Source organism: Alicyclobacillus acidoterrestris (assembly GCF_022674245.1).
Classification (GTDB): Bacteria; Bacillota; Bacilli; order Alicyclobacillales; family Alicyclobacillaceae; genus Alicyclobacillus; species Alicyclobacillus acidoterrestris.
This window is the reverse complement of sequence record NZ_CP080467.1, coordinates 571,708-584,436: the sequence shown is the minus strand read 5'-3', so window position 1 is coordinate 584,436 and position 12,729 is coordinate 571,708. Positions and strand designations below refer to the sequence as shown.

The following is a 12,729-nucleotide window of genomic DNA, read 5'->3' as shown; positions in this document are numbered from 1 at the left end:
CAAGAAAACTTTTTTAAATTGTACAGAACGCTGCGCAATCTTACAGGAAATCATTGTCGATTCCTTATGAATTGGAAGCCCCTACAGCAGCGGTGCCACTCGGCTTTTTCTCGCGGTGCAGCGACAAGCTGTCGAGGAACTCCTGGTTCGTCTTATAGTGACGGAATTTGCGGAGGAACATCTCGGTGAATTCTTGATTGTCACCCATCGATTTGCGGATAGCCCACATCTTCTCGAGCTCGTCTTTGGTTAGCAAGGCTTCTTCTCTGCGCGTGCCGGAGCGACGAATGTCGAGCGCTGGAAAGACGCGCTTCTCAGCGAGCTTGCGGTCGAGGTGAAGTTCCATGTTCCCGGTTCCTTTGAATTCCTCATAAATGACATCGTCCATTCGCGATCCGGTCTCAATGAGCGCCGTCGCGAGGATAGTCAAGCTGCCGCCTTCCTCCACATTGCGCGCCGAGCCAAAGAATCGCTTAGGCCGGTGAAATGCTGCAGGGTCAATACCACCGGAAAGCGTACGCCCGCTTGGTGGAACGACGAGGTTGTAGGCGCGCGCGAGCCGCGTAATACTGTCCATCAAAATGATGACGTTTTGACCGTGCTCAACCAGACGAAGTGCGCGCTCCAAGACCAGTTCTGCCACCTTGATGTGGTTTTCCGGCAACTCATCAAAGGTCGAAGCGACAACCTCACCGGTGACCGAGCGCTGCATGTCTGTGACTTCCTCTGGGCGTTCGTCAATCAGGAGTACGAATAGATGGGCTTCCGGGTAGTTTTCCGCGATGCTGTTGGCAATCTCTTTGAGAAGAAGCGTCTTACCAGCTTTGGGCGGTGCAACAATCAATCCGCGTTGACCAAAGCCGACTGGTGTGAACAAGTCAATCAACCGGGTTGCGATGTGTTCTGGTGTGGTTTCCATGCGGATGCGCTCGGTTGGAAACAGCGGAGTCAATGCTGGGAAGTGTACGCGTTCTGCAGCAACCTCTGGGCTGTATCCATTCACAGCTTCCACGTGGAGCAGGCCAAAGTACCGTTCGTTTTCCTTCGGCGGCCGTACTTTACCGGAGACGAGGTCGCCTGTGCGCAGGTCAAAGCGGCGAATCTGCGACGCGGCAACGTAGATGTCCTCCTGGCTCGGCAAGTAGCCTACCGGCCGCAGGAATCCATAGCCGTCCTGCATAATTTCGAGTACGCCCTCAGCAAACATCAAACCGTCTTTTTCTGCTTGCGCCTTCAAAATGGCGAAGATGAGTTCGCGTTTTTTCATCGTCCCGTAATATGGGATTTGATATTCCTTTGCAAACTTATAAAGTTCGGTTAGTTTCTTTTCTTCCAGTTCACGAATGTCCAAATTTGTCCCTCTTTCTTCTCCGCCATACACAAACTGCGGTGTGGGTCACGCGCATTTCGCGCGATAAAAGCAAATAAAATTGTAGTCACGCCTCCGTGGCTGACTTTCGCATTCAGAAGTTACCGTTTGGCATAACACCGTCCAATTCACACGGAAGGAAACGAAGGTGGAGAGGATAGTGATCTCTTTTTATCCGGTGTCGAGGAGAGCAATACATGCCATGTGAATCAATGGAATAGGGTGACACAGCGGATGATAAGCATAGTATAGACCCGTTCTACCCAATTCTACAAGCGGGGAAGCTGTACAAGTTTCAGGTGCCCTGACGAGCCGCCGATTGGCGGCCTAGTCACAGCGTTTGAAGTCCTGAGGTCATCTCTTTTGTAATGTACTCCAATCAGCCAAGAAACGTTCAATTCCTCTATCTGTCAGCGGATGCTTAATCATCTGGTCTAACACGTCAAATGGCACGGCGGCAATATGTGCGCCCGCCTTTGCCGCCTGTGTCACGTGGCTGGGATGGCGGATACTCGACGCAATCACCTCGGTATCGATGTCGTGTGTGCGAAAAACCTGTACGATGTCCGCAATCAACGCGACCCCGTCGAGGCTGATATCGTCGAGCCGCCCGAGGAACGGACTGACGTATCGCGCGCCCGCCTGTGCGGCCAACAACGCCTGATTGACGCTGAACACCAAGGTCACATTGGTGTGGATTCCGAGATTCGCCAGCTGGTAGACCGCCTTGAGCCCCTCTGTCGTCATGGGAACCTGAATCACGATGTTGTGGTCGAGGTCAGCGAGAGACAACGCCTCTCTCACCATGCCATCCGCGTCCAAACTCACCACTTCGGCGCTGGTCGGGCCGTCCACCAGCGGCACAATCTGCTGAAGCACCTCGATGTAATCGCGACCTGCCTTTGCCACGAGGCTCGGGTTCGTGGTGACGCCTCTGAGAATCCCCATTTGGGCAGCCTGACGAATGTCTTCGACGTGTATCGTGTCGAGAAACAACTTCATTACAGTCACTCCTCATGCAGTCATTTCTCATCGCAGTCACCTGACCCAACAGCCCGTGTCATCATTCGTACCGTCGCAGACCTCTGCAGCCGAACGCGCAGACTCGCCTTAAGATTGCAACTGATCTTTTACTGCCTGTCGCAACTCATCTATATCAAACGGCTTGGTGAAATGCGCGAGCGCGCCCATCTCCATCGCCTCTTGAATCAAATCGAGTTCACCGTAAGCCGTCATCATAATCACTTTTGTGTCTAACTCGAGTTTGCGAATGTTTCTCAAGATCTCCAGTCCGTCCATCCCTGGAATCTTCATATCCAGCAAAATCAAATCCGGGTGTTCTCGCTGCACAATGTCTAACGCTGTCGTACCATTGGGCGCTTGAAAAATCTCATAGCCTTCTCGCTGTAAAACTTCCTGTAAGAGTACTCGAATCCCAAACTGGTCATCAACTACCAAGACTTTATACGACACACAAACACCTCTTCTTGACATACCACTCTATCTGCAAGAGGAGAGTTCGGCATGTCCGACAGAGAATCCTTCGTGTCTCCTAGGAAGTTTTCAGCGGAAGTTTTCAGCGTTCCGACTGATATGCGACGCTGGCCGCGATAAATTCACGGAACAGCGGTTGCGCGCGATTCGGGCGCGACGTGAATTCTGGGTGGAATTGCACGCCAACATACCAGCGATGGTTTGGAACCTCGACAATCTCCACGAGGCGGCCATCCGGTGAGGTGCCCGTAATCACGAGGCCATTCTCTTCCAACTTGGCCCGGAATTCATTATTGAATTCATAGCGGTGGCGGTGGCGTTCGGAAACCCAATCCGCTTGATAAGCGGCGGCTGCCAAAGAACCCTCGCGCAACCGGCAAGGGTACGCGCCTAGACGCATCGTGCCACCCTTGTCCTCAATATCTTGCTGCTCCGGCAATAAATCGATGACGGGATACGGCGTCTGCGGATCAATTTCACTGGTATGCGCGCCGTCCATTCCAGCTACGTGCCTAGCGTACTCAATCACGGCGATTTGCATTCCCAAACAAATGCCGAAATACGGGATATTGCGTTCACGCGCGTATTGCGCTGCGACAATCTTCCCTTCAATCCCTCTGTCTCCGAATCCACCTGGTACCAAAATCCCGTCAACGCCAGCCAACAACTTGTCCACATTCAACTGTGTGACCTCTTCTGCATGGACCCAACGGATATTGACGTGCGCATCGTTCTCATAACCGCCGTGATTCAGTGCCGCAATGACGCTGGCATAGGCGTCTGGCAGCGCGACATACTTACCGACGACGGCAATCGTCACCTCGCGGTGCAGAGACTTGACGCGGTTGACCATCGCAATCCACTCGTCGAGGTCTGGTGCCGGTGCCTCAATGCCAAAGTGACGCAATACAATATCGTCCAGCCCTTGGTCGCGCAGCATCAACGGCACTTCATAAAGGACGTCGGCATCGCGCGCTTCAACGACGGAATCTTCATCCGTATCGCAGAACAAGGCGATTTTTTTCTTGACGTCGTCAGCCAGTGGCACCTCTGTCCGACAGACAATCACATTCGGGCTGATGCCAATGCTGCGCAGGGATGCGACACTGTGCTGTGTCGGCTTCGTTTTGACTTCTCCGGCCATCCGCAAATACGGAATCAACGTCACGTGGATGTAGAGAACGTTGTTGCGACCAACCTCACCCTTCATCTCGCGAATCGCTTCGAGGAATGGTTGGCTTTCGATGTCACCGACCGTGCCGCCAATCTCGGTGATCACAATATCGGTATCCGGTTTTGCAGCCTGCATAATCCGTTCTTTGATTTCGTTGGTGACGTGAGGGATGACTTGCACCGTGCCGCCAAGGTAGTCACCGCGGCGTTCCTTGGAGATGACCGACCAGTAAATACGGCCACTGGTGACGTTGTTCGCCTGACTCAAATTGTTGTCAATAAATCGCTCATAATGCCCTAAATCCAGGTCCGTTTCGGCGCCGTCGTCGGTCACAAACACCTCGCCGTGCTGATATGGACTCATTGTACCTGGGTCGACATTGATATATGGATCAAACTTTTGAATCGTGACGTTGAGGCCTCGATTTTTTAACAATCGCCCCAAGGATGCGGCCGTAATTCCTTTTCCAAGCCCGGACACGACACCGCCCGTCACGAAAATATATTTCGTGCTCATGAACCACTGCCCCTTCCATGTATTTGCAAGACACCGAACCACACACAAAAACTGCGCCCTGGTCACACCCAGAACGCAGTCAAGACGACTGAGTTATCCGTTAGTCTTCCTCTTCCGCTTGGTCCTCATCGTCTTCATCATACAACTCGTCTTCCTCGAACTCTTCGTCGTCGTCCGACAATGCATCATCGTCGTCATCCGCGCCCGAATCGAAGTCAATTTCATCGTCGGCGGCCGGTACGTCAAAGTCTGACTCGTCGGCATCCACCGGTTCGACGTCCTCGTACTCATCATCCAAATCGTCGTCATCGTCACTGAAGGCATCGCCGGACTTGCGGATGAATTTCTTCCCGCTGAGCCGTTCGGCTACCTTGTCAGTTGGATACCAACGGTTCAGCCCCCACACGTTCTGACCAATACAGATGAAGCGACCATCGACGTTGATCTCTGTGTAGACCCGGGCAATCACGTCGTTGAACTGCTCCTCCGTGAGATTGCGCAACTCTTGGATTTCCTTCATGATATCGCGAAAATAAAGCGGCTCTTTCTTTGCCTTGAGGATCTCGTAGGCAAGCTCCACTAACGGCATTTGTTGGATCTCATGATCCGACCGCGTCAAGGTGACAGCCATTCACACCCGTCCCTTCTACACCTCGTAGCAAATACATGGATTATAGCATACGCTGCAAGACAGTGTCATGCATTTCCTGAGTTTGGCTCGGCAACAGAAAAAACTTCCGTCACCTATGTCAGCATACCCATAGTTTTACCGATTTTAACCTAACCGCAAAGTCCGCGTGAACACAATCTATGGCGCATGTATCTACGCTCTACAGGACCCACACGAAAAAGAACATTCGGTCCCACCACAACGAGTATACAGATTACTTACTCTCCACGGAACTCCGGCGATCTCTTCTCGATAAACGCTCGCATGCCCTCCTGCTTGTCCACCGTCGCGCTGACGAGGCCAAACAATGTCGCCTCCAGGGACTGACCGCGCTGGAGATCTACCTCCATCCCGTCGTGCACCGCCCGCTTGACATACTGCAAAGCGAGTGGAGCCATCCGATGCAGCCCCTGTGCATAAGCCAAGCCCGTCTCGAGCAACGCATCATCGGGTACGACCTGCGTGACCAAACCGTACGACAACGCAGTGGCGGCGTCAATCCGCGAACCGGATAACATCATGTGCAACGCCCGACCGACTCCAATGATTCGCGGCAGCCGCTGACTACCTCCGAAGCCTGGCAGGACGCCAAGTTGTACCTCCGGCTGCCCAAACTGCGCAGTTTCTGCACAAATACGCACATCACACGCCAACGCCAACTCCAGGCCGCCGCCCAACGCAAAGCCATGAACGAGCGCAATCGTCGGCTGTGGTAGATTTGCGAGCGCACTAAAGACCCGCTGCCCCATCCGTGCAAATTGTTCCGCTTGTTGCGCATTCATCTCCTGGAGCAAAGCGATATCCGCTCCAACACTAAACGCGTCGCCTTCACCGCGCAGAAGAATGGTCCGAATGTCCCTGCGGCCGGACAACACCGCAATGTGCATGCCAAGCTCCGACAATACGTCGCGATTGAGCACGTTTCGTTGTTGCGGTCGGTTGAGGGTAAGAATCGCCGTCTGATTCTCGAACTGCAGCTGAACAAAATTCTCTTGTGCCAAAGTGAGTCCTCCCATCGTCGCCCGGTGCATCCGACAGGAACGGGCTGTGGTTGTGTGGTTCATGTTACGCAAGCAAGTTTCAACATATGCACAATAGGTTATTCGGCCGCAGGCGCGATCGACATCGCCAACAGTTCCACCACGTCGTACGTTTGAATCTCTTCTTCCTTCCCGTGCGCCTTCGTACCGTCGTTCATCATCGTCATACAATACGGGCAAGCAGTGCCAATCACCGTGGCGCCCGTGCGAATCGCCTGTTCGGCCCGCAGGACATTAATGCGGGTTCCTGTCTCCTCTTTGAACATCCCGCCGCCACCCGCGCCACAACACATGCTCTTGTTGTGATGCCGTTCCATTTCGACCAGTTTGACGCCGGGAATCGCCTGTAAAATCAGACGCGGAGCGTCGTATATGCCGTTGTAGCGCCCAAGATAGCAAGAGTCGTGGTAGGTGACCGTCTGATTGAGTGCAACCGTCGGCTGAAGACGCCCTTGTTGCAGCAACTGCACGGCGAACTCCGTGGCGTGATAGACCTCCGCCTCAAATCCAAAGTCCGGGTACTCATTTTTAAACGTGTTATACGCATGCGGATCGGTCGTGATAATCTTCTTGACGCCATACTGGCGGAACGTCTCGATATTGCGCTCGACAAACTCTTGATACAAAAACTCGTTGCCAAGCCGCCTCGCGGAGTCGCCGTCGCTCTCCTCTTCCTCCGCCAAAATCGCGAAATCCACGCCAGCCGCCAGAAGAATTTTGGCGAATGCCTGGGCAATTTTCTGACCGCGCTGATCGAACGAGGCCGCCGTACCGACAAAGAACAGGTACTCCGCCTGACCATCGACCTCCGCCATCGTCTTGACCGGCAGTTCTCCTACCCACTTCGCCCGATCCCGCCGGCTAATCCCCCACTCATTCGACTGCCGCTCCAAGTTTTGGAACACCTTGTTGACCTCTGGCGAAGCCTTGCCTTCTGTCAACACCAGGTAGCGGCGCAAATCAATGATGTCCTGGACGTGCTCATTCGCGACAGGGCAGGCTTCTTCACAAGCGCGGCACGTCGTGCAAGCCCACACCTCTTCTTCTGTGAAGACACCTTCAAACAGTGGTTGCGACGACAACGTCTCCGCGCCAGCCGCCATCTGTGCCAATAGCCCAGGCCCCTCGGCCGTGATGGTATCTTTCATCTTCAGGATGACATTTCGCGGCGACAGCGGTTTGCCGCTGAGCGTAGCCGGGCAATTGATATGACAGCGACCACATTCCGTACAGGCGTAACCGTCCAACAGTTGCTTCCACGTGAATTGGTGAATCTGCCCGACACCAAACTCCTCGACTTGCTCATCTTCCAAATCCAGTTTACGCAATTTACCAGGAGCGTCATAGCGTCGGAAATACCAGTTCGCCATCGCGCCCATCATGTGCGAATGTTTCGATCTCGGGATGACATAGAGAAACGCCGTCAGACACAGGACGTGCACCCAAAAGGCGATTTCAGCCACAATGGTGAGCACACCTGCAGATGTCCCTTGAAACCCGTGCGCAATACCGTTGAGCACGGGTGACGCGTTGCCCGGGAACACGCCGCGTTCTGCCATCTCCGCACCTGTTGCGACGAAATACGTCACCACCAGCATGGTGATAAGGCCTAAAATCAATCCCGCCTCAAGTGTCGGTTCAGTCCGCATCGGACGAATGATATACCGGCGAAATGCCGCCACGATGATTGCGGCAATTACAAATAGCGAGAACATTTCCTGCATGAAGAGATACCAAGCCATACCCGCCCACGGAAAGTGCCAACCGCTCACGTGATAGACGAGAAAATCCAAATCGCCAAAGACGAGCACTAGAAAGCCCCAGAAAATAAACAGGTGACCAATGCCGGAGGGCTCTGCAATCACCTTTTTCTGCAGAAGCACGTTGGTGATAAAACTCCAAATACGCGCCCCGTGCCGTCCCGTACGCGCGTTATCCTCCTGTGCGACACGAAGGAATTTGTAACGGTCCACCACCGCCGTAGCAAACAAAAATACGCCGGTTCCAAACACGAGAATAAATAGAATGAGTTGAATCGCAAATCGCATCGGGATGCCTCCTCGCACACTCAGGTCACGCGGTCAACGCTCACTCCCGACCAACCGGTCGGTATACTGTGAATCATAACACAACTGTCGAGGAAAAGAACCCTTCTCGCCACGAAAATGTAGGCGCTTACGCATGGGCCTATGTTCCTACGCCGACAAATGCGGCGACTTCACCGGCGACGCGCCACAACCGGGCAACATTTGTGGGAGCATTTGGGGCGGCATTTTGAGCAGCATTTGGCACCTCATCTAGCACCGATTATAATGGCCGAAGGCACTCCGGACGCAGCAACTTTGGAGGGATACTATGAACGAACCGCTCGTCACCGTCCTGATTCCTGCTTACAACCGGGAACAGTATGTTGGCCAAGCCATCGAAAGCATTCAACGGCAAACGCTGCAAGACTTTGTTTGCATCGTGATAGATGACGGATCCACTGACCATACTCGTGACGTCGTAGAGACGTATCGCAAACTCGACCGGCGCATTCAGTGCCTCGCGCTGCCCGAAAACCGCGGCCTCGGCCAAGCGCTGCAGGCGGGCCTAGACGCCGTGCGCACGCGTTACTTTACCATCCTCGACAGCGACGATTGGTATGCACCGCAAACGCTGGAAACCTGCCTGACGGCCATCGAGGCGGCCTCCGCCGACGTCTCCCTCGTCTGTGGCAACGCCGTCATCTGGCACGAACATCCAGACGGCCAGTTAATTCAGCAGGCGCAACAGCCAGGACGCGCATTTGACAATCAATACGATTTCATCCTCTACGGTCCCACCCTCGTCCCACGATTTTTGCGTACCTCGACGGTACGCGAGGTCGGTGGATTCGAGCGGGATCCCATTACTGACGGCCGCATGGCCGAAGACCGTCTGCTGCTGCTAAAGCTCATCCACATCAGCCGCTTTATTTACGTCAACGACGATCTGTACAATATACGCGTTCACGCGGACAACATGACCAAACCGGAAACCCGCGACAAGTTCATCGAGGTGAAACGATACATCTTCACGCGGATGCTCAAAGAGTGGGGAGACGAATACGAACCCGAGTTCTACATCCACCCGGAGGGCTGGCTGGACATCAAGGCCCTGATACCCAAGCGATAACAGATAACATTTATTCGAGGGGCTTGTGGGGATGAATGGACCTCGCTGCGCGCGGGCGCGTCATGGGCGTTTGCGGCGCTTCGTGTGCCCGTCGTGCTGCGGCAGATCAGCAGACTTCCGGACAATCTGCCTCGCTCGCTGATACAGCATCGCACCATATTGACCCGCCATGTGGCTTGTCCAATCCCCGGTGTCTGTCGGCGACGCATCGGCAAACTCCCGCATGACCTCTTCGCGCATCGCCTCCATCAGGGTTCGAATGAAGCGCGCTTCCTGCTCTCGCACATCCACGGCTATCACCTATCCTCGATTTTGAATTGGCGCCGAGGACAACAGCTGCTTATGCGCCAGGCACACCTTTATTATTCTGTCCAACCGTGGAGTAAACAGTCCATTGAGTCGCGAAACACCGGGTATCCTGGGTATAGGAGGAGGAATTGGCAATTGGGCTGCGGTGAGTGCGGGCTGTGAGTAGCGCAAATGCGGTCACCGCGTGGATTGCGGGTGCGGTAGGCACTGCAGGTACCCAAGTGATGGGGCGGGGATGGGAACGCCCGCCGGGATCGAGCCAGCGATGGCGCATGTCTTAATAAGACAGATCAACTGAAAAGCCGCCGGTTAAGACACAAAAAATGCCTTATTCGCGGCCCAGACGTCATTTTCCGTTGGTTTTGTGGGGCATAAGACAAATTTCATGCGCTAAACGGGCTAATTCTCCGCACATCCCGACAATAAGGCACTTTTCGTGCGCTATCCTGTCTCCAGCCAGCCAGCCGGACATTCATCCGACACTCGGAGCGCTGCCTGCGGTCGATCCCGCTCGATCCCGCTCGATCCCGCTCGATCCCGCTCGATCCCGCCGATGCCCCGCAGCCGCACCGCCCGATCCCGCCGGCCCCACAAGCCACCCTGCTGCCGAAGCGCCGCACCTCGCCGCCGTCCCCGGCGGCAGGTGCTCGCCCTGCCTTTGACGCCCTACCGGGCGTCAAAGGCTGACTTACGCCTCAAACGTGAGCTCAAGCGCGACGTCGCTCTCCTCGCCCGCCATCTGCATGGCGTAGACCAAGGTAGCGTGACCGCCGTTTGGCCCGACGTCTACGTGCAGGCTCGTCGTCGTGGTCGAAATGGACACCGACTGCGGCCCCATCGCCATGTGCGACGTATGGTGTTCGCCCGCGCGGAAGGTGTGCGTCCAGTTGATGACGCCGTGGCGAATCCACGTGATGGCATCCGCCTCGAGGCGCAAGGTCGTGCGCACCGTGCCAGCGGCGTCCGAGACAGGTTCCTCGTACGACAGGTAGTGCGCGCCGGCCTTCTGCTGCCAGACGACGTCCGAAATCTGTTCCGTCTCCGGCTGTTGCAGTGCGTCCGTGCGCCGGACCCATGTGAGCACACAAGTGCGCTTGTCCGGCGACATCGACTGATTACCTGAACCTGAATTTGTATGCATCGGCTTCACTCACCCATCTCACTTGACAAACGCAAGCAACGCCTCGCGAATCAGCTTCGACGCGAGGATTTGCGTCTGTTCCGTCGGGTCAATCTGCGGTGATACCTCGACCAAATCGAAGCCCACGACGTCCAGCGAAGCCAAGTAGCGCATCGCGCGGAACGCTTCTGGCGCGAAGATGCCGCCATGCTCGGCGGTGCCTGTGCCAGGGGCTGTGGCGGGATCGAACACGTCAATATCCCACGTCACGTAAATCGGCTTGTCGTGAAGTTCCGGCAAGACGGTCTGCAGTGGATCTGCCAGTTCAAACGGGAAGAAATGCGTGTTTTCGCGCGCCCAGGCGAACTCCTCACGGGTGCCGGAGCGAATGCCGAACTGATACACCTTGTCCGGCCCGATTGCGTCACATACCTTCTTAATCACCGTCGCGTGCGAAAACGGCTGGCCTTCGTAGTGGTCGCGCAAATCCGTATGTGCGTCAATATGGATGACGCGCAAGTCCGGGTACTTTTCGGCGGCTGCTCGAATCGATCCCCACGAGACCAAATGCTCCCCACCGAGCCCTATCGGCAACTTGCCCGCTTCGTAGAGCGCACGCACGTACGTGTAGATGCGGTGCACGCTCTCTTCGGGATTGCCGAATGGCAGTGGAATATCACCGGCGTCAAAGTAGGTGATATCCGCGAGATCTTTATCTAGATACGGGCTGTATTCCTCGAGCCCGAGGCTGACTTCGCGGATGCGCGTCGGGCCCAGGCGCGTGCCTGAGCGGAACGACACGGTCCAATCCATGGGCATCCCGTAAATCACGGCCTGTGCGGCAGCGAAATCGTCACTCGATCCGATGAACACATTCCCGCTGTACTCAGGCGCGAACGGTTTTGCGAGTTCGAACTCAAAACTCATGACTCGACGAGCTCCTTAACGAATTGCGGCAGGGCCAAAGACGCATGATGCACCTGCGCGTTGTAGTAGCGCGTGTTTTGTACGCGGCAGGTTTGAACGTCCTGCGGGCGGTGAACCTTGCTGCCCATCGTAAAACTCCACATACCCGTCGGGTACGTCGGCACATGCGCCAAATACAATTGCGAAATCGGGAACGTTCCGCGAACGTCGCGCATGACGTTCTGAATCAGTTCCTGGTTGACGAACGGAGATTCCGTCTGAGCGGCCATCACGCCGTCGGACTTTAGGGCGCGAAAGACCGATTCATAAAACTTTTTGCTGAACAGGCCGACAGCCGGTCCAATCGGGTCGGTCGAGTCAATTAAAATCACGTCGAACGTGTCCGGGTGGTCTTCGACATACTTGATGCCGTCGACAATCTGCACGTCCACGCGCGGGTCACTCAGCCCCGCCGCAATCTGCGGGAAGTACTTTTTCGAAGCCTCGACCACTGCGCCGTCGATTTCCGCGAGCACCGCGCGCTCAACAGACGGATGCTTGATGACCTCGCGGATAATTCCGCCGTCCCCGCCGCCGACGACCAGGACGTTCTTCGGATTCGGGTGCGTGTGCATCGGCACATGCGACAGCATCTCGTGATAGACGAATTCGTCCTTATCTGTGGTCATGACGCAGCCATCCAAAACGAGCAAGCGGCCATATTGCTTTGTTTCATAGACGTCGAGCGTCTGGTAAGGGGTCACTTCACTATGTAATGTCTTCTCGATGCGCAAACCGATGGACAAATTTTCATTCTGAAGTTCGGTAAACCATAAATTCGATTGAGGCACAGTCGTGTCTCTCCTCTCAAATAAGGCATGCAGCCCGTATTATACCAAACTGAGACGAGCCGTACACAAGGTTCGTTGACCATACATTTCCAGAACAAATTTTGGGTATTCTACCTTCCATCAT

The 12,729-nt window shown here is 55.0% G+C and carries 13 protein-coding genes; 2 read left to right on the top strand and 11 right to left on the bottom strand.

Features of this window, described 5'->3' with window-relative positions; all coding sequences use genetic code 11:
- Positions 1 to 64 precede the first annotated feature (64 nt).
- The 7 genes from rho to K1I37_RS02725 form a co-directional block, all read right to left on the bottom strand.
- Positions 65 to 1,351, bottom strand: coding sequence for a transcription termination factor Rho (gene rho, locus K1I37_RS02755; RefSeq protein ID WP_021296806.1), 1,287 nt, complete (start codon positions 1,349 to 1,351; stop codon positions 65 to 67).
- Between the two features lie 372 nt (positions 1,352 to 1,723).
- Positions 1,724 to 2,371, bottom strand: a complete 648-nt coding sequence (gene fsa / locus K1I37_RS02750) for a fructose-6-phosphate aldolase (RefSeq protein WP_021296805.1) — start codon at positions 2,369 to 2,371, stop codon at positions 1,724 to 1,726.
- 108 nt (positions 2,372 to 2,479) lie between these two features.
- Positions 2,480 to 2,842 (bottom strand): response regulator, encoded by a 363-nt coding sequence (locus K1I37_RS02745; RefSeq protein ID WP_021296804.1) that lies wholly within the window; start codon positions 2,840 to 2,842, stop codon positions 2,480 to 2,482.
- A 103-nt stretch (positions 2,843 to 2,945) separates the two neighbouring features.
- Positions 2,946 to 4,553, bottom strand: coding sequence for a CTP synthase (locus tag K1I37_RS02740; protein WP_021296803.1), 1,608 nt, complete (start codon positions 4,551 to 4,553; stop codon positions 2,946 to 2,948).
- Positions 4,554 to 4,653: 100 nt separating this feature from the next.
- Complete coding sequence (gene rpoE / locus K1I37_RS02735; protein WP_236613889.1) at positions 4,654 to 5,142, bottom strand: DNA-directed RNA polymerase subunit delta; 489 nt, start codon at positions 5,140 to 5,142, stop codon at positions 4,654 to 4,656.
- A 299-nt stretch (positions 5,143 to 5,441) separates the two neighbouring features.
- Positions 5,442 to 6,224, bottom strand: a complete 783-nt coding sequence (locus K1I37_RS02730; protein ID WP_021296801.1) for an enoyl-CoA hydratase/isomerase family protein — start codon at positions 6,222 to 6,224, stop codon at positions 5,442 to 5,444.
- A gap of 98 nt (positions 6,225 to 6,322) precedes the next feature.
- The gene (locus K1I37_RS02725) at positions 6,323 to 8,311 is read right to left on the bottom strand and encodes a (Fe-S)-binding protein (protein ID WP_021296800.1); all 1,989 of its coding nucleotides are present in this window, start codon (positions 8,309 to 8,311) and stop codon (positions 6,323 to 6,325) included.
- Positions 8,312 to 8,618: 307 nt separating this feature from the next.
- Between K1I37_RS02725 and K1I37_RS02720 the strand changes: the two genes are divergently transcribed.
- The gene (locus K1I37_RS02720) at positions 8,619 to 9,419 is read left to right on the top strand and encodes a glycosyltransferase family 2 protein (protein ID WP_021296799.1); all 801 of its coding nucleotides are present in this window, start codon (positions 8,619 to 8,621) and stop codon (positions 9,417 to 9,419) included.
- A gap of 60 nt (positions 9,420 to 9,479) precedes the next feature.
- Here the strand turns inward: K1I37_RS02720 and K1I37_RS02715 are convergent, their stop codons facing one another.
- On the bottom strand, positions 9,480 to 9,710 hold the full coding sequence (locus K1I37_RS02715; protein WP_021296798.1) for a hypothetical protein: 231 nt from the start codon (positions 9,708 to 9,710) through the stop codon (positions 9,480 to 9,482).
- A gap of 176 nt (positions 9,711 to 9,886) precedes the next feature.
- On the opposite strand from K1I37_RS02715, the gene K1I37_RS21465 reads away from it, so the two are divergent.
- Positions 9,887 to 10,009 carry a hypothetical protein gene (locus K1I37_RS21465; RefSeq protein WP_272496362.1) on the top strand — a complete coding sequence of 41 codons (123 nt, stop codon included), beginning with the start codon at positions 9,887 to 9,889 and terminating at the stop codon, positions 10,007 to 10,009.
- A 407-nt stretch (positions 10,010 to 10,416) separates the two neighbouring features.
- Here K1I37_RS21465 and K1I37_RS02710 read toward each other — a convergent pair whose 3' ends face one another.
- The 3 genes from K1I37_RS02710 to speE are packed head-to-tail and all read right to left on the bottom strand — an operon-like array spanning position 10,417 to position 12,605.
- Entirely contained in the window at positions 10,417 to 10,869 is a 453-nt protein-coding gene (locus K1I37_RS02710) for a YwiB family protein (protein WP_021295244.1), read from the bottom strand.
- Positions 10,870 to 10,887: 18 nt separating this feature from the next.
- Positions 10,888 to 11,775 (bottom strand): agmatinase, encoded by an 888-nt coding sequence (gene speB / locus K1I37_RS02705; protein ID WP_021295245.1) that lies wholly within the window; start codon positions 11,773 to 11,775, stop codon positions 10,888 to 10,890.
- Positions 11,772 to 12,605 (bottom strand): polyamine aminopropyltransferase, encoded by an 834-nt coding sequence (speE, locus tag K1I37_RS02700; protein WP_021295246.1) that lies wholly within the window; start codon positions 12,603 to 12,605, stop codon positions 11,772 to 11,774. Before speE ends, speB begins: the two co-directional genes overlap by 4 nt.
- Positions 12,606 to 12,729 lie beyond the last annotated feature (124 nt).